This window comes from Hydrogenophaga sp. GW101-3F08, assembly GCF_059424585.1.
In genome coordinates, this window is sequence record NZ_JBWKZP010000013.1 from 60,613 (window position 1) to 76,572 (window position 15,960).

The 15,960-nt window shown below is 70.4% G+C and carries 15 protein-coding genes; 1 reads left to right on the forward strand and 14 read right to left on the reverse strand.

All coding sequences use genetic code 11. From position 1 onward, the window contains the following. Position 1: 1 nt before the first annotated feature. The 9 genes from AC07YZ_RS23720 to AC07YZ_RS23760 all read right to left on the reverse strand — a co-directional run bounded on the left by AC07YZ_RS23720 (position 2) and on the right by AC07YZ_RS23760 (position 10,484). Entirely contained in the window at positions 2 to 1,282 is a 1,281-nt protein-coding gene (locus AC07YZ_RS23720) for a CpaE/TadZ family protein (RefSeq protein WP_494796573.1), read from the reverse strand. Between the two features lie 22 nt (positions 1,283 to 1,304). Next, a complete protein-coding gene (locus AC07YZ_RS23725; RefSeq protein WP_226491049.1) occupies positions 1,305 to 2,624 on the reverse strand; it encodes a type II and III secretion system protein family protein in 1,320 nt (439 codons plus the stop codon). Positions 2,625 to 2,659: 35 nt separating this feature from the next. Then, on the reverse strand, positions 2,660 to 3,661 hold the full coding sequence (gene cpaB, locus AC07YZ_RS23730) for a Flp pilus assembly protein CpaB (protein ID WP_494796574.1): 1,002 nt from the start codon (positions 3,659 to 3,661) through the stop codon (positions 2,660 to 2,662). Positions 3,662 to 3,718: 57 nt separating this feature from the next. Further along, a complete protein-coding gene (locus AC07YZ_RS23735) occupies positions 3,719 to 4,216 on the reverse strand; it encodes a prepilin peptidase (RefSeq protein ID WP_494796575.1) in 498 nt (165 codons plus the stop codon). Between the two features lie 9 nt (positions 4,217 to 4,225). Continuing rightward, on the reverse strand, positions 4,226 to 4,408 hold the full coding sequence (locus AC07YZ_RS23740) for a Flp family type IVb pilin (RefSeq protein ID WP_494796576.1): 183 nt from the start codon (positions 4,406 to 4,408) through the stop codon (positions 4,226 to 4,228). 735 nt (positions 4,409 to 5,143) lie between these two features. Then, a complete protein-coding gene (locus AC07YZ_RS23745; RefSeq protein WP_494796577.1) occupies positions 5,144 to 6,826 on the reverse strand; it encodes a SulP family inorganic anion transporter in 1,683 nt (560 codons plus the stop codon). A 170-nt stretch (positions 6,827 to 6,996) separates the two neighbouring features. Then, positions 6,997 to 8,400: a sulfatase family protein gene (locus AC07YZ_RS23750; RefSeq protein ID WP_494796578.1), complete on the reverse strand. Its 1,404-nt coding sequence runs from the start codon at positions 8,398 to 8,400 to the stop codon at positions 6,997 to 6,999. A 92-nt stretch (positions 8,401 to 8,492) separates the two neighbouring features. Then, positions 8,493 to 9,467: a Bug family tripartite tricarboxylate transporter substrate binding protein gene (locus tag AC07YZ_RS23755; RefSeq protein WP_494796579.1), complete on the reverse strand. Its 975-nt coding sequence runs from the start codon at positions 9,465 to 9,467 to the stop codon at positions 8,493 to 8,495. 48 nt (positions 9,468 to 9,515) lie between these two features. After that, complete coding sequence (locus AC07YZ_RS23760) at positions 9,516 to 10,484, reverse strand: Bug family tripartite tricarboxylate transporter substrate binding protein (protein ID WP_494796580.1); 969 nt, start codon at positions 10,482 to 10,484, stop codon at positions 9,516 to 9,518. Between the two features lie 120 nt (positions 10,485 to 10,604). On the opposite strand from AC07YZ_RS23760, the gene AC07YZ_RS23765 reads away from it, so the two are divergent. Beyond that, positions 10,605 to 11,108, forward strand: coding sequence for a MarR family winged helix-turn-helix transcriptional regulator (locus AC07YZ_RS23765; protein ID WP_226491057.1), 504 nt, complete (start codon positions 10,605 to 10,607; stop codon positions 11,106 to 11,108). Positions 11,109 to 11,138: 30 nt separating this feature from the next. Here AC07YZ_RS23765 and lhpI read toward each other — a convergent pair whose 3' ends face one another. Genes lhpI through AC07YZ_RS23790 form a run of 5 tightly spaced genes read right to left on the reverse strand, consistent with a single transcriptional unit; the run spans position 11,139 to position 15,940 of the window. Next, a complete protein-coding gene (lhpI, locus tag AC07YZ_RS23770) occupies positions 11,139 to 12,098 on the reverse strand; it encodes a bifunctional Delta(1)-pyrroline-2-carboxylate/Delta(1)-piperideine-2-carboxylate reductase (RefSeq protein WP_226491058.1) in 960 nt (319 codons plus the stop codon). A 53-nt stretch (positions 12,099 to 12,151) separates the two neighbouring features. Beyond that, positions 12,152 to 12,895: an ABC transporter ATP-binding protein gene (locus tag AC07YZ_RS23775; protein WP_494796581.1), complete on the reverse strand. Its 744-nt coding sequence runs from the start codon at positions 12,893 to 12,895 to the stop codon at positions 12,152 to 12,154. Beyond that, positions 12,892 to 14,082, reverse strand: coding sequence for an ABC transporter permease (locus AC07YZ_RS23780; RefSeq protein WP_494796582.1), 1,191 nt, complete (start codon positions 14,080 to 14,082; stop codon positions 12,892 to 12,894). Before AC07YZ_RS23780 ends, AC07YZ_RS23775 begins: the two co-directional genes overlap by 4 nt. Beyond that, the gene (locus tag AC07YZ_RS23785) at positions 14,079 to 15,290 is read right to left on the reverse strand and encodes an efflux RND transporter periplasmic adaptor subunit (protein ID WP_494796583.1); all 1,212 of its coding nucleotides are present in this window, start codon (positions 15,288 to 15,290) and stop codon (positions 14,079 to 14,081) included. The genes AC07YZ_RS23780 and AC07YZ_RS23785 overlap by 4 nt, the downstream gene beginning before the upstream one ends. Then, positions 15,287 to 15,940, reverse strand: a complete 654-nt coding sequence (locus AC07YZ_RS23790; RefSeq protein ID WP_494796584.1) for a TetR/AcrR family transcriptional regulator — start codon at positions 15,938 to 15,940, stop codon at positions 15,287 to 15,289. The genes AC07YZ_RS23785 and AC07YZ_RS23790 overlap by 4 nt, the downstream gene beginning before the upstream one ends. Positions 15,941 to 15,960: the final 20 nt, after the last annotated feature.

Here is a 15,960-nt window from a genome sequence, read left to right on the forward strand (position 1 = left end):
CTTAACTCTTCCACTTGCCGATCAGTTGAGTCATGTACCGCGTCCAGATGCCGGGGCTGGCCGTGGCGGAGGGGGTGTCGCCGGGCCAGGGACCGAGGCTGCGGATCATGCCGCCCAGGGCCGTGACGTAGGGGTCGTTGCGGGCCACCCGCGAGATCAGCTCGCCCTTGCTCGCGGCGATCAGCAGCGGGGCGCTGCGGTCGGGGATCACGTGCCCCAGCGGGATGCCCAGCCGCGCGGCGATGTCGCTGGCGGGCAGGCCGATGCTGGGGCTGTACTTGTTGAGCACGAGGGCGAAGTGCTGGGTGTCCAGGCCGCGCTCGCGCAGCTCGCGCAGCAGCGTGGAGGTGGAGACGATGCCGCCGATGCTCTGGTCGCAGACCACCCAGACCTTCTCGGCGTCGCGCACCGACTGCGCCACGAAATCCACCGTGCTGAAGCCGCCCAGATCGGCGATCAGGAAGTCGTAGAAGTCGGTGAGCCGCCGGATCAGCGAGACCGACTCCGCGTGCGACACCTCCTTGATCTGCGCCAGGCTGGCCGGCAGCGGCAGCAGCGCCATGCCGCTGGGGTGGTGGGCCAGGGCCGTCTGCAGCAGGGTCTGGTCCAGCCGCTTGAGGTTGCGCACGCCGTCGACAAAGCTGAAGCTGCTCTCCTGCCCCAGGTAGAGCAGGCCGTCGCGCGCGGGCAGCCCCAGGTCGAGCAGCACCACGCCCAGGCGCTGGGCCAGCCGGTTCGCCGCCTGTGGCTGCGCCTGCGCCGCGTTGCGCATCTCCTGCAGGCTCACCGCGAGGTTGCTCGCCAGCGTGCTGACCCCCAGGCCGGGGCGCGCGCCCAGCAGCGCGATGGTGCGGCCGCGGGCCTTCTCGCGGTCGCTCAGCCGGCGCACCATGAGCGCCTGCATGACCGACTGCACCGCCTCGTTCGAGGCGTTGACGAAGACGAAATCGTCGACCCCGCTGCGCAGCGCGAGCAGCGTGCACTGGGTGTCGGTCTCGCGGCCGGTGCCGATCAGCAGCACCTCGGGCCAGTCCCGGCGCAGCAGGTCCACGATGCGGCCGGCGCGCGCGGCGTCGGCGTCGCTGAAGTCCAGGAACACGCACTGGGGGTGCAGCATCGCGACCCGCTCGCCGACGGTGTTTTCGTCGACCGCGACCGTGGTCACCGAGCCCAGGTCGGCCAGCGCGTGGTTCAGCCAGCTGATGTGCGGGCCGTGCACCGAGACATACAGGTAGACGCTGTCGGCCACGCTGCTGAGGGGGGTGAAGGGAGCGTTTTTCATCGTGGGCTTGCCGCGGGCGGCCTCATTTGGAAAAACCGGGCAGGGCTTCGTCGGCGCTGGTGCCGATGAAGTGGCCGCGCCAGACCGCGGGGTCGCGGATCTCGCTGGCGCCGGGCAGCGCGCTCTGCAGGTCGGTGCCGCGCGCCAGCGGCCGCACCAGGGTCGGCGTCACCACGATGACCAGCTCGGTCTCGTTCTGCAGGTAGTTCTGCCGCTTGAAGAACGCGCCCAGCACCGGGATGTCGCCCAGGCCGGGCACCTTGTCCACGTTGGAACTGGTGGTGCGGCTGACCAGGCCGCCGATGACGAAGCTCTCGCCGTCGCCGAGCTCGATGGTGGTGTCGGCCCGCCGGGTGGAGATCGCGGGCACCGACATGCCGCTGAGGGTGACGGCGTTGGTGTAGTCCAGATCGCTCGCCTCGGGGGCCACCTTGAGCACGATGCGCTCGTTGGACAGCACCGTGGGCGAAACCGTCAGGCCGATGCCGAAGGGCTTGAACTCGATGCTGGTGCTGCCCAGGCCCTGCGCGACCGGCACCGGGATCTCGCCCCCGGCCAGGAAGTTGGCGCTCTGCCCGGACAGCGCCACCAGCGTGGGTTCGGCCAGCACGCGGGCCAGCCCGTTGCTTTCGAGCAGGCCGAGATTGAGGCCGAGGTTGGCCTTGCCGAAGTTCATGACCAGACCGAAGGCCTGCGCCAGCGGCGAGATGGACTCGGTGGCGAGTTCCCCGTTGGGCCCCCAGGTCGCCTGGGTCAGCGAGCTGGGGGAAAAGACGCCGAAGCTGAAACCGTGCCGGTTGGGCGCGGTGCTGAACAGGTTCAGGCCGGCCTGCTTGAGCACGCGCTTGTTGAACTCCACCACCTTGACGTCCACCTGCACCGTGTGGCTCTTCACGTCCACCGTGGCCTGGTTGTGCAGCAGGTCGTCCTTGCCGCGCGCGGCCTCGGCCGAGCGGGCGGCCTTCAGGTAGGCCGGGGTGCTGGGGTGGGCCTGGTCCAGCGTCTGTTCGCGGCGCCGCACCTGGATGGCGTAGCGCCGGGCGTCCTTCTCGCCCTTGACCCACAGCATCAGCGAGGTGCTGCCCGCGGCCTTGGCCGTGATCAGCACGCGCACCGCCTTGCCGTTCAGGCCGGCGCGCGACAGCGCCATGCTGGCGACCGCTTCGTCGGCGATGGCGATGCGCTCGATGCCCTGGTCGAACAGCAGCTCGTGCATCGTCCCCTGGGTCAGCGACAGCACTTCCTGCGACGCCGCCGGCTGGGCAGCGAAGGCCGTGCCGGTGGCGAGCAGCGTGGACAGGATGCAGGGCCCCAGGATCGGGTGGCTGTGCGAGGGCTTCATGGGGGCGCTCTTTCGGGTGGGGCGGTGCGGGCGGTTCATGGCAGGCGCACCGTGTCGACCTGGCCACTGCGGATCACCTCGACGCTCGGCCCCGAAGGGGGCGGGGCCGCGGCGCCGGCCCGGTGGGCGAGCGGCGCGGCGGGCAGGCGTCGCGCCCCGGCCGCCCCGCGCAGCGCCTGGGCGCCCTGGGCCAGGCTTTCCATGGCCAGGCCGCCGAGGGCCCGGTCCGCGCCCTGCGGTTCGGCGGCCGGGGTGGCGGCCGCGTCCTTGGGGCCACGGGCGAGCGCGGGTTGCAGCACCGTGGGCCACGAGGCGTACAGGTCGGCGGTGGGCACGGCCGCGTCCGACGGGTTGCGCAGCGTCAGCGACAGCCGGCCGTGGGCCTCGGCCAGCAGCACCGCGTTGACCTCTTCGACCCGGATCGCCAGCACCGCCGTGCGGGCCTGCTCGGTGCGCGGGGCCGCCGCGGGCGACGCTGCCTTGCCGTTTGGGGGGGCGGGGCCGTCCAGCGAGCCGGGGCCGTAGGCCAGGACCCGTTTGCGCGACAGCAGCATGCGGGCCTGGCTGCGGTCGATCTCGCCGTTGTCGCGCTTGAGCGCGAAGAACACGTCGACGTAGTCGCCCGGGCGCACCCGGTTGCCCACACTGCTGACTTCGTCCATCTTGACCGCCAGGGCCCGCTCACCCGGCTCGATCAGCGTGGCGAGCCCGGCCGCCAGGTGCTGGGCCAGCACCGGGGTGTCCACGCCCAGTGGCAGGGTCGGGGTCTGGCCGACGATGCCCTGCGTGTCCTTGAACGCGCCCACCGGGTTGATGCCCAGCTGGACCGTGCGCAGGTCTTCCGGCTGGATGGGCTGGCCGGCCGCGATCGGCCTGGCGGCCACCACCACCGTGTGCTGGGGCGGTTGGGGGGCCGAGCGGGTGGCCGCGGCCTGGGCGGCCGGGTCGGGCTTGCGGCTGAGCACCCAGGCGTATCCCCCCAGGACCAGCGCGGCCAGCACCAGCAGGGCCGCCAGGATTCTTGTCAGGTTGAACATAGGGCTCCGATGGAAGGAAAACGGAACGTTCCGACGGGGCGCCACGGCGCGGCGGGCTCACGGCGGCACCGGCAGGTGCCGCCAGAGCGTGAACGCCAGGGCGACGATCGACATGTAGGCCGCCAGCGGGATCTTTCGTCCCTGGGGTCTGGTGCCCGGTGGACCGGGTGGGGGCCTCGGGGCCCGGCGGCGCAGCGCGTGCAGCGAGAGCACCAGCAGCGCATGCAGCAGGGCCAGCAGGTTGGCCCCCAGCCAGGTGGCCAGCATCAGCTGGGGCCCCAGCCACAGGCCCAGCACCGTGCCCAGCTTGACGTCGCCCGCCGCCATCGACCCCATGAGGTAGAAGGGCAGCAGCAGCGCCAGCGCGAGCAGGCCTCCGAGCGCGGCACGCGCCGCCGTGAGCTCCACGGGGTTCAGGTTCAGCGCCAGGGCGGTGAGGGCGCCCAGAGCGCCGACCACCACCATCGCGTTGGGGGCTTTGCGTCGGGTGGCATCGAAAAAGACGGCCACCAGAAGAAACGCCACAAAGCCTGTGAGAACCAGGCCCGCGGTCACGCGGGTCTTTTAGGTGCTAGTGGTCGGCAGGACCAGCCCGTCTCTGATTCTTTCGAAGATGATGCCAAGGTTCTCCCCAATCCCAGGGAGGAACGCCAGGATGGCGATCGAAATCAGGCCCGCAATCAGACCGTATTCAATGGCGGTGGCTCCCTCTTCGTCCCGCCAAAAAGCCAGAAGTTTGTTTTTCATCATCAAGTCCCTGGAAAAAGTGAATGCACGTTGAAAAAAAGAACATTCCAAATTGCCTTGCGACAACTTGTAACAATCTAAAGCATTTTCAATGCCAGCCGAAATCAAGGTGGTTGGGGCAGGGTTTGATAGACCCCATGAACCCGATCTGAACGGGCCACGCTTGCAGAAAACGCAGCACGCCGCCCTTGCGGGGCGGCGTTTCTGGCGATGGCGCTGTGCCTGCGGCGGTGGATCATGGGAGGTGTTCCTGGCCAACGTTACGGGCATGTAACGAAAGATCGATTGGGCATGTTACGTAACGATCGGGCTTTTGTCTCACCAGAAAATTGGAATTCGTGAATTACTTTACATCCCGAAACAGGCGGATACGCCCGAAGGGTCTTCCGGAAATATTTCACGGTTTTTTGCGGAAATAGAAGCACTCTGTAAGTCAATTGACCACAGGATGGTGCCGGTCAATCGTTGGCATGACGGGTTGAAATGAGTTCTTTTCTATTAATCAATTCCAGGGCAATCGTTGGTGCTTTTGCGCAACGCCTGGGACGCCCTTGCCCGCCATTCATTGGGATTTTGCAAGCCGGTCCGGTTTGAACCGGCTCCAGAAAGATGAGGCCGTTGCGCGACAGGCGGCGCATCTGCGCCGCCGCGCAACGGCTCGCGAAGGGGGAGGGGGGCCGCCGCGCGGGCGGCTGGTGCCTTACCGGTTTGTCGCCACAACGAAAGCGGCGCTGCTCAGCCAGGCTGGGCTGCGGCAGTGTCTGCCGTTTCCCGCCAGGCCTCGCTGGCGCGCAGGGCCTCGGCTTCCGTGCGGTAGAGCTTGAGGCAGGGGCCTTCCTGCAGGTGGCCGGCGGTGCGCAGCAGGGTTTCCACCGGCAGCTTGATGCCCACCAGGTGCAGGGTCACGCCCTGCTCGTGCAACTGGGCGCTCAGGCGGCCGAAGGCTTCCACGCCGGTGGCGTCGATCCAGTTGATGGGGTGCGCGACCAGCATCACGTGGCGGGTGCCGGGGTGGGCGCTCAGGTGTTCCGTCACGGCGCGTTCAAAGGCGTTCGCGGTGGCGAAGTCGAGCGCCGCGTCCATGCGCAGCGCGTAGGTGGCCGGCGCCAGCGGCTCCAGGTGCCAGAGGTGGCGGTCGCGCAGGCTGCCGTCGGCGTGCAGCCCCACTTCGATGATGCGCGGGTGCAGCCGCAGGTACAGGAAGTGGCTGAGCGCGATCATCACGCCGGTGATCACGCCCCAGTACAGGCGCGGCGCGCTCAGCACCGTCACCGCGAAGGTGGTGCCCGCGGTCACCGCTTCGACCCGCGAGATCGCCCACAGCCGTGTGAACGCGCGCGGCTTGATGAGCCCCATCACCGCCACCAGCACGATCGCCGCCAGCACCGCCAGCGGCACGTGGTGCAGCAGCGGCGTGAGCAGGAGCAGCGCGAGCAGCACCACGCCCACCGAAAACACCGTGGCCCAGCCGGTCTGCGCGCCGGCGTAGAGGTTGAGCGCCGAACGCGAGAACGAAGAGCTGGTGGGGAAGGCGCCGCTCAGCCCTGAGGCCAGCTTGGCCAGCCCCTGGCCGATCAGGTCCTGGTCCTGGTCCCAGCGCTGTCCGCGTTTGCCGTTGTCCACCTTGGCGCTGGACGCGGTTTCCAGAAAGCTCACCAGGGTGATCACCAGGGTGGGCAGCAGCAGCTGGCCCAGTGTGGCCCAGCCGGGCCAGCCCGGCAGGTAGGGCACGGGCAGGCCCTGGGGCAGGGTGCCGATCACCGCGCCACCGCCGGCCTCGAAGCCGGTGGCCCGGCCGATGGCGGCGCTGCCCACCACCACCGCGAGCACGGTGGGAAAGCCCGGGCGCCAACGGCGCGCCAGCAACAGCAGCGCCAGGCTGCCCAGCCCGAAGGCCAGCGCCGGCCAGTGCGGGCGCGGCAGCTGGGCCAACAGGTCCTGCTGGGCCAGCCCCAGCAGCGCCGGCAGCTGCGAGGCGATGATGAGCACCGCCGCGGCCTGCGTGAAGGCCATCAGCACAGGCGAGTTCACCAGGTTGAGCAGCCAGCCAAACCGCACGAAGCCCAGCACGATCTGCAGCAGGCCCGAGAGCAGCGCGAGCCAGACGGCCAGTTCGATCCATTGCGCGCTGCCCGGCTCGGCCAGGCCAGCGAGCGAGGCGCTCACCAGCAGGCAGGTGAGCGCGGTCGGCCCCACCGAGAGCCGCACCGAGGCGCTGAACAGCACCGCGATCAGCGCCGGCAGCATGGACGCGTAGATGCCGGTGATCAGCGGCATGCCCGCCAGCGCGGCATAGGCCACGCCCTGCGGAATCACCATCAGCCCCACCGTCAACCCGGCCATGGCCTCGCTGCGCAACAGCGCAGCCGTCGGACGCGGCCAGTTCAGAAAGGGGAGGATGCGGTGCAGGCGGGTCATGCGAGATTATTGGCGACAGTACGAGCGGTGCCCGTCAAACGGGGCGCGCGAAGCGCGGCAGCAGCGCCGCCGGCGCGAAGTGCCCCACCCCAGAATGCGGTGGAACCGGCTCCGCCGGGCCACTCGCATGGCCCCCTGGGGGGTAGCGGCGCAGCCGCTGCGGGGGGGGCCTACCTCGTCGGCATGTCTTTCGGGCCATACCCCAGGCTCACCGTCGCGTCGGGCGGGATCGGCGGCATGTCCGCGTCCCAGGCCAGCCAGCGTTCGCGCATGTCCGCCAGCCGCTGCGGTTCGAGCGGCGCGCGGTTGGCGCGCTCGCGCGCGTCGGCGCTGATGTCAAACAGGTACTCGTGCCCGTCCACCATCAGGTATTTCCACGGCCCCTCGCGCAGCGCGCGCTGGCCGCGGTGGTTCATGCGCCAGAACATCGGCCGTTCGAAGCGGTGCCCGGGGTCGCGCAGCAGGGCCTGGAGCGACACGCCATCCAGCGGATGGTCCGGGTGCGGCCGGCCGCCGCCCACGTCGAGCATCGTGGCCGACCAGTCCATGGTCATGGCGTGCTGCCCGCTCTCCGCACCGGCCGGGATCACCGCGGGCCAGTGCGCGATCCAGGGCACGCGGATGCCGCCCTCGGTCAGGTCCATCTTGCCGCCCACCAGCGGCCAGTTGTCGGAAAAGCGCTCGCCGCCGTTGTCGCTGGTGAAAACGATCAGCGTGTCCTCCAGCAGGCCTTCTTCGCGCAGCGCGGCCACCAGCCAGCCGATGCCTTCGTCCATGTGGTGGATCATGCGGCGGTAGGCCTCGACGCTGCCGCCGTGCAGGTGGAACAGGTTCTTCGCCACCTCGGGCGCCACGTGCGCGTCGTCGCGCGTTTCCCAGGGCCAGTGCGGCGCGGTGTAGTGCAGGCTCAGAAAGAACGGCGTGCCCGCGCGTGCCTCGGCGGCGCGCGCCTTCACATGCTCCACCGCCTTGTTGGAAAACACGTCGGTCAGGTAGCCCACCTCCTTGTGGGGTACCAGTCGTCCGCCGGGCCGCCCCAAGGACGACTGCGCCCCCTCGGGGGGCCTGGCTTCGCCAGGGTCGGGGGCCAGGACATCACCGATGTAGAGGTCGTGGTCGCCGCTGGACGAACAGTGGGTGAAGTAATCCACGCCGCCGGCCAGGATGCCGAAGAATTCTTCGTAGCCCGAGCGCAGTGGGCCGAAGTGCGGCGGGTAGCCCAGGTGCCATTTGCCGATGAGGGCGGTGCGGTAGCCCGCGTCCTTCAGCAGCGAGGGCAGGGTGGGGATTTCGGGCGGCAGGCCCAGCGTGGCGCTGCCCTTGCTGCGGCTGTTGATCGGCTCTTCCAGCGCACCGCGCAGGCGGTACTGGTAGCGCATGGTGGCCATGGCAAAGCGCGTGGGCGAACACACGGGCGAGTTGCTGTAGCCCTCGGTGAGCTTCAAGCCACCCGCGGCCAGCGCGTCGATGTTGGGCGACACGGCGCCAAAACCGGCCTGCCGGCCACCGTAACAGCCCAGGTCGGCATAGCCCAGGTCGTCGCTGACGATGTAGATGATGTTGGGGCGTTTCATGATGTTGGATCGGGGTGTGGCGCCCAGGTGGGTGCGCATGGGTCTTGCCGGCACACACCGCGGAACCGGCTTTGCCGGGCCGCTGGTGGGGGTCAATTCGATTTCATGCCGGTGGCGCGCACGATCTCGCCGTAGCGAGCGTTCATTCGGGCCAGGCGCTGCGCGGCGGCGGCACCGGTCTGGCCTTCGTAGAACAGGTCCAGGTTCTTCAGCCGCGCCCGCGCGTCGGGGCGCTGCAGCGCGTCGGCAATGCCCTTGGCCAGGGTCTGCACCACCGGGTCGGGCGTGGCGGCCGGCACCATGACGAGGTACAGCACCTCCGACTCCAGCGCCTTGAGGCCCAGCTCGCCCACGGTGGGCAGTTCGGGCGCGAGCTGCGAGCGCTTGGGGCTGGTCACGGCCAGGGCCGTGATCTTGCCGCTCTTCACGTGCGGCAGCATGCCCGGCGTGGCCAGGATGCCGCCGTCCACCTCGCCGCTGAGCACGGCGGTGACGGCCGGCGTGTTGCCGCGGTAGGGAATGTGCGTGGTCTTGATGGGCGTGCTGTTGGAGAGGATGGCGACCGCCAGGTGGCCGGGGCTGCCGTTGCCGCCGGAGCTGAAATTCAGCGACTTCTGCCGGCCCTGGCTCAGCAGGTCGCCAAAGCGCCGGATGCCGGTGGCCGGGTTCACACCGATCAGCAGGCCGGACGAGGCCATGATGATCACCGGCTTGAGGTCGCCCGGCTGGAACGGCATGGCCGGGTAGATGTGCGGGTTCACGGTGAACGCGGTGTCGATGCCGAACAGCACGGTGTGCCCGTCCGGCGCCGCCTTGGCCACGGCGGCGGCGCCCACGTTGCCGCCCGCGCCGGCCTTGTTTTCCACCACGAAGGGCTGTTTGAGCGTTTCCTGCAGCACCGCGGCCACCGAGCGCGCCAGGATGTCGGAAGGCCCGCCGGGCGGGAAGTTGTTGACGAGCGTGACCGGTCGGGCCGGATAGGCCTGGGCCAGGGCGGCGGGGGCGCACAGGGCCGACAGGGCGGTGCAGGTGAGGGCGGTCAGGGCGTGGCGACGGAAGAGGTTCATGGGACGACTCGGGAACGAACAGGAAAAACCGGGGGGCGCAGGGGCCGCTCAATCCAGCTGGATGCCGGTGGCCTTGATCGGGCCGGCCCAGCGTTGCAGGTCGGTGGCCTGGGCGGCGGCCAGCTCGGCCGGGGTCGAGCCCACCGGCGCGTAACCCTGCTCGATCAGTTTGGCCTTCAGCGCGGGCGTGCGCACCGCCTTGGCCACGGCGGCGCTCAGCCGGTCGCGCACCTCGGGCTTCAGGCCGGCCGGGCCGTACATGGCGAACCAGGCGGTGGCCTCCATGTCCACACCCTGTTCTTTCAGTGTGGGCACCTCGGGCACCTGCGGGTCGCGCTGGGGGCCGGTCACGCCGATGATGCGCACCTTGCCCGCGCGGTGCAGCTCGGCGGTCTCGGTCACCACGTCGAACTTGTAGTGGATGTGGCCACCCAGGAGCGCCGTGTTGGCCGGGCCGCCGCCCTGGAAGGGCACGTGCGTGAGCTCGGCGCCGGCCCGCTGGCCGAACAGCACGCCCATGAAGTGCGGCAGCGTGCCCTGGCCCGGCGTTCCGTAGGTGGCCTGGCCTGGGGCGGCCTTGGCCTTGGCCAGCATCTCGGCCACGTTCTTGACGCCCGCCGCCGGCCCGGCCACCACGCTGAACTGGAAGTGCGCCAGCAGCGAGATCGGCGTGAAGTCCGCCACCGCGTCGTAGTCCAGCTTCTTGTACACGTGCGGGAACAGCACCATCGGCCCGCTGGGCAACAGCACCACGGTCTGGCCGTCGGCCGGCGCGCGCTTGACCAGGCCGAGCGCGATGCGCCCGCCCGCGCCGGGCTTGTTCTCCACGATCACCGAAGCGAAATCGTCCTTCAGGCCTTCGGCCAACAGCCGTGCCAGCAGGTCGGCCGAGCCGCCGGGGGGGAAGCCCACCACGATCTTCAGCGGCGGCGCCGGGGTCTGCGCGAGAGCGGGGAGGGCCAGAGCGGCCGTGGCGGCCAGGGCCAGTGTGCGGGCGGTGAACTTGCGTCGTAGCATGCATGTCTCCTGATTGATGTGCATCAAACGGGTGTTTCCCCGCTGCAAGGCGCGATGCTAGGGATTCACAATCAATTGCAGAAATCAATCATTCCGGGTGTTTTCCCTGAGACCGTTCCCATGACCCCTCCCGACCGGATCAGCGAGCCGCAACGCCAGGGCGACCTGCTGCTGTACCGGCTGCACCGCATCCAGACCACCGCCGGGCGGCTGGTGGTGCACCTGTGCGAAAGCGAGTTCGGCATCACGCGGCGCGAGTGGCGCGTGCTGTCGGTGCTGAACGAACACGAGGGTGTGCTCTCGTCCGTGCTGGCCGAGCACGCCATGCTCGACCGCGCCCGCACCTCGCGCGCGCTCACCTCGCTGGCGGCCAAGAAGCTGGTCACACGCCAGCCCCGCCCGTCGGACCGGCGCGAGGTGCATGTGTTCCTGACCGACGAAGGCCGGCACAGGTACGCGCAGATCCTGCCGCGCGTGATGGCGATCAACCGCGAACTGGTGTCCGGGCTCTCGGCCCCGCAGCGCCAGCAGCTCGACCAGATCGTGGACGCCTTGCAGGCGCAGGCCGGCCGCATGCTGGCGGCGTCGAAGGCCCGGCTGGCGCCGCTGGACGGCGGCGACTGAGGCGCCGCTGCGGGCCCGAGCGAAAGAGGCTCAGCCGCGCGCCGACTCGTACACCAGCACCGCGGCGGCCAGGTCTTCCAGCGCCGTGCCGACCGACTTGAACACCGTGCGCTCGTGCTCGCCCTTGCGGCCGGTGGCCACGCCCTTGGAGAGCGTGGTCAGCGTGCCGCGCACGTCGTCGGCGCGCAGCACGCCGTGTTGCATGGGCACCAGCAGGTCGCCGCTTTTCTGCAGCGCCTCGTCGGTGTCCACGAACACGCGCGCGTCCTGGAAACAGGCGTCGTCGGCCTCGCGCATGGCCGGGGTGAAGCTGCCGATCAGGTCCAGGTGCGAGCCCGGTGCGAGCCAGGCGCCGCGCACCAGCGGCTCGGTGGACAGCGTGGCGCAGCTCACGATGTCGGCCTCGCCGCAGGCGGCGGCCAGGTCGGTGCTGGCGAAGGCCGGCAGGCCGGCGGCGCGCACCTGGGCGGCCAGGGCCTGCGCCTCGCTGGCGCGGCGCGCCCACACCGTCACACGCTCCAGCGGGCGCACCGCACGGTAGGCGGCGGGCAGCAGCTGCGCCACGCGGCCCGCGCCCACCACCAGCAGGTGTTTGGCGTCGGCGCGCGCCAGGTACGAGGCCGCCAGCGCCGAGGCCGCTGCCGTGCGGCGCTCGGTGATCTGGTCGCCGTCGATCTGCGCCAGCGGCGCGCCGGTGCGCGCGTCGAACAGCAGGTAGCTGCTGTGCAGGCCGGGCAGGCCGCGTTTGGCGTTGCCGGGGGCGATGTTCACGATCTTCACGCCGTAGTACTTGCCCGGCAGCCAGGCCGGCATGATCAGCGAGGTCATGCGCCGGCTCGCGGCGTCGCCGCCTTCGCTGATGGGGCTGTTGATCTCGTGCACATGGCGCGGCGGGACTTCGCAGCCGCCGGCAAAACGCTCGCGCAGCGCGGCGATCAGGCGGTCAAAGGGCAGGGCGGCCCGGGTGGTGTTGGCGTCGAACAATTGCATGCCGCGATGGTAGCGCCCGGCCATGGTGCCCATCGGCGCCCGGTGCACGCTGGTCAGCTGCTGGCGCTGGCTTCCAGCGCGCGGCCTTCGCCCGCTTCCTCCACCGTCTGGCCATCGCGGATGTGGTAGATCCGCCGGAAGGTGGGGATGATCTTTTCGTCGTGCGTCACCACGATGATCGCGGTCTGCGCCTGGCGCGCCATCTGGTTCAGGATGCGCATCACCGCCAGCGCTCGCTCGCTGTCCAGCGGCGCGGTGGGTTCGTCGGCCAGGATCACCGGCGGTTTGTTGGCCAGCGCCCGCGCGATGGACACGCGCTGCTGCTCACCGCCCGAGAGCTGCGAAGGCTCGGCCCGGGCGCGGTGCTGCACGTCCAGCGCGGTCAGCAGTTCCAGCGCGCGTTCGCGGGCCTTCGCGTTGGGCTGGCCCGCCAGCATGGGCAGCAGCGCCACGTTGTCGGTCACGTCCAGGAACGGAATCAGGTAGGGCGCCTGGAACACGAAGCCGATGCGGTCGCGCCGCAGCGCGCGCAGGTCGCGCGCGATCCAGCCGTTGTCGTAGATCACTTCGTTGCCCAAGGTCATCTTGCCGCTGGTGGGCTCGATGATCGCGCCCAGGCATTTCAGCAGCGTGCTCTTGCCCGAGCCCGAGGGCCCGACCAGGCCCACCACCTCGCCGGGGGCCACCTGCATGTTCACGTGTTTCAGCGCTTCCACGGCCGTGTCGCCGTGGCCATAGACCTTGCGCAGGCCTTCGATGAGGATGCCGCCTTGCGGTGTGGTGTTCATGGGGTTCATCCGATCGCAGCGCCCGGGTCCACCTTCAGTGCCACGCGGATCGCCAGCGTGCTCGCCAGCGCGCACATCAGCAGCGTGGCCACCAGGCCGGCCACCGCGTCGCCCGGCAGCAGCAGCACGTATTTGGGAAACGCCGGCCCCCACACTGTGGCCGCCACCTTGCCCACCGCGAAGCCGATCAGGCCCAGGCCCAGCGCCTGCTGCAGGATCATGCCGGCGATGGTGCGGTCGCGCGTGCCGATGAGCTTGAGCACCGCAATCTCGCGCAGCTTGCCCATGGTCATGGTGTAGATGATGAAGGCCACGATGGCCGCGCTCACGACGGCCAGGATCACGAGGAACATGCCGATTTGCTTGGCTGAGTTGGCGATCAGCTTCACCACCAGGATGTCTTCCATGCCGTCGCGTGTGTAGACGCTCAGGTGTTTCCACCGGCGGATCGGCTCGGCCACCTGCTCGGGCGTGAAGCCCGGCGCGGCCTGCACCAGCACCGCGTTCACGCTGCGGCTGCTGGTCTGCAGCGCCTGCACCGCCTCCAGCAGGCCGGGGCTGCCCGGGCGGTTGAAGGCCGGGTTGGCCGCGGTGCGCGCGCGGTCGTTCACGATGGCGTCGTTGTCTTTCAGGAACTGCGTTTCCTGCGCGTCCTTCAGCGGCACGAACAGCATCGGGTCGCCGCCCGACGACACCATGCGCTGCGTCAGCCCCACCACGGTGTAGCCGTGGCGGCGGATGCGCACCGTCTCGCCGAGCTGAAAGCCGGTCTTCACGTCGGCCACCGCCTCGTAGTGGCTGCGCGTGAGGTGGCGCCCGGCCACCAGGTAGCCCGGCGCGCCGGGCAGGCCGGGCTCGATCCCGACCACCATCACGCGGTTGTCCACGCCGTGGCGCTCCACCTGCATGGTGAGGTAGGTCACGTTGGCCGCGGCCGCCACGCCCGGCATGCCGCGCACGCTCTTCACCACGTCGTCCTTGATGCTCGACGACTCGGCGTACGGCCCCTGCGTGTCCTTCTGCACCACCCACAGGTCGGCGCGGCTGTTGGCCAGCAGCGCGTGCGCGTCGTCCACCATGCCGCGGTACACGCCCGCCATGGTCAACGTCACGCCGATCAAGAGCCCCAGGCCCAGCCCGGTCAACACGTACTTGCTCCAGCCGTGCAGGATGTCGCGGCCCGCCAGGCTGATCACTTCACCGCTCCCGCCGGCGGCGCCAGCCGCTCCACCACGCTGATGCGTGCGTCGGGCTGGAGCGCCTTCTGGCTGTACAGCACCACCGTGTCGCCCTCGGCGAGGCCCGCGTCCTGCGCGGCTTTCACCTGCACCGTGCCGTCCAGCCCCTGCACGCCCGGCACCACCGGCACGAACCGCAGCCCGCCGTCGGCCAGCCGCCACACGCCGGTGGTGCCCTCGTGCTGCTGCAGCGCCGCGTTGGGCAGCAGCAGGCCCTCGGGCGTGGCCGGCAGGGCCAGCGTCACCTCGGCCATCTCGCCCACGGACACGCCCGCGGGCAGCGCGTCAAACGCCACCATCGCCAGCCGTTCCTCGGTCACGCTGTCGGCCAGCGGCTCCACGCGCACCACCCGGCCGGCCAGCGCCTCGCCCGGGCGCGAGCGCAGCACGATGCGCGCCGCCAGCCCCGGCGCCAGCCCGGCCGAGCGGCCCTGGTCCACCCGCAGCTTCACCCACAGGCTCGCCGGGTCCACCAGCCGCAGCACGGCCTGGCCCGCCACCACCGTGCTGCCACCCTCGGCGTCGCGGCTGGCCACCAACGCCGCGGCCGGAGCCACCAGCCGCAGGTTGCTGCGCTGCTGCGCCAGCGCCGCGCGCTCGGCCCGCAGCCGGGTGATGTCCTGCGCGCTGCCGCCCAGGTTGGCCTGCGCCGCCTGCAAGCCCGCGCTCGCCGAGGCCACCTCCTGCGTGCGCGCCTCCAGCGCGCCGGCGCTGATGAAGCTCTGCCGCGCCAGGTCTTCATTGCGCTTCAGGTTCGCCGCCGCCAGCGCGCGCCGCGCCTGCGCGTCGCCCACCTGCGCCGCGGCCGCCTGCCGCGCGCTCTGCGCCCGCGCGAGCGAGGCGGCCAGCGCGGCCAGCCGCTGGTCCAGGTCCACCGGGTCCATCTCGGCCAGCGCCTGGCCGGGTGCCACCGTGTCGCCCACGTCCACCTGCACCGTGCGCACCCGTCCGGCCACCGTGGGCCCCACCAGCCAGCTGCGCCGCGCCTCCACCTGGCCGATGCCGAAAATCTCCGGCGTCACGCGACCGGTCTTCACCACCGTCACCTGCACCTTCACCGGCGCCAGCGGCCCGGTGCGCAGCGCCACAAAGGCCAGCGCGGCCACCAGCGCCAGCGCCAGGCCGCCCAGCAGCAGACGGCGTGTGTTCGTGGGTTTCATCGTCATGGGGTGCCTTCCGGTGAGGGGGCGGTCGGTGCGGTCTGCGCGGCCACGCCGTTGTGAAAAATGCGGTACACCTGCGGTGCCTGAGCGGCCATGCCCGCCACCTGGCCGCTCAGCAGCGACTGCATCACCAGCCCCTGCACCGAGCCGATGAACAGCACCGCTGCCGCCGGCAGCTGGGTGCCCGGCGCCAGCTGGCCCGCGGCCTGCGCGCGCTGCAGCAGGCCGGTGAGCAACTCGCGGTAGGCCTGCATGAGCTGGCGCACCCGCGCCTTCAGCGGCGTGTCTTCGGGGTGCTGCAGCTCCTGAAAAATCACCCGCGGCACGCCGGGGTGCGCCACCACGAAGTCCACGTGTTCCAGAAACACCGCGCGCAACGCCGCCAGCGGCTGCGCCTGGGCATCGGCAGCGGCCCGCAGCCGACCCAGCAGCTCCTGGTGCGCGAAGTCGATCACCGCAACCCAGATCGCTTCCTTGCTCTCGAAATGGCGGAACACCGCGCCCTGCGTGATGCCCACCGCCTGCGCCAGGTCGGCGGTCGTCACAGCGGCGGGGCTGTGCTCGGCCGCCAGCGCCAGCGCCGCGGCCACCAGGGCGGCCCGGCGGGTTTGTGTGGGTTGTTTGTGGGGCATGTCGATAATGTAATTGAGCAATTACTTATATTCAAGCTGGA

Coding starts and splice junctions, on each gene's coding strand:
- AC07YZ_RS23720 (WP_494796573.1), bottom strand. CDS start 1,282: ATGAAAAACGCTCCCTTCACCCCCCTCAGCAGCGTGGCCGACAGCGTC.
- AC07YZ_RS23725 (WP_226491049.1), bottom strand. CDS start 2,624: ATGAAGCCCTCGCACAGCCACCCGATCCTGGGGCCCTGCATCCTGTCC.
- cpaB (WP_494796574.1), bottom strand. CDS start 3,661: ATGTTCAACCTGACAAGAATCCTGGCGGCCCTGCTGGTGCTGGCCGCG.
- AC07YZ_RS23740 (WP_494796576.1), bottom strand. CDS start 4,408: ATGAAAAACAAACTTCTGGCTTTTTGGCGGGACGAAGAGGGAGCCACC.
- AC07YZ_RS23745 (WP_494796577.1), bottom strand. CDS start 6,826: ATGACCCGCCTGCACCGCATCCTCCCCTTTCTGAACTGGCCGCGTCCG.
- AC07YZ_RS23750 (WP_494796578.1), bottom strand. CDS start 8,400: ATGAAACGCCCCAACATCATCTACATCGTCAGCGACGACCTGGGCTAT.
- AC07YZ_RS23755 (WP_494796579.1), bottom strand. CDS start 9,467: ATGAACCTCTTCCGTCGCCACGCCCTGACCGCCCTCACCTGCACCGCC.
- AC07YZ_RS23760 (WP_494796580.1), bottom strand. CDS start 10,484: ATGCTACGACGCAAGTTCACCGCCCGCACACTGGCCCTGGCCGCCACG.
- AC07YZ_RS23765 (WP_226491057.1), top strand. CDS start 10,605: ATGACCCCTCCCGACCGGATCAGCGAGCCGCAACGCCAGGGCGACCTG.
- lhpI (WP_226491058.1), bottom strand. CDS start 12,098: ATGCAATTGTTCGACGCCAACACCACCCGGGCCGCCCTGCCCTTTGAC.
- AC07YZ_RS23775 (WP_494796581.1), bottom strand. CDS start 12,895: ATGAACCCCATGAACACCACACCGCAAGGCGGCATCCTCATCGAAGGC.
- AC07YZ_RS23785 (WP_494796583.1), bottom strand. CDS start 15,290: ATGACGATGAAACCCACGAACACACGCCGTCTGCTGCTGGGCGGCCTG.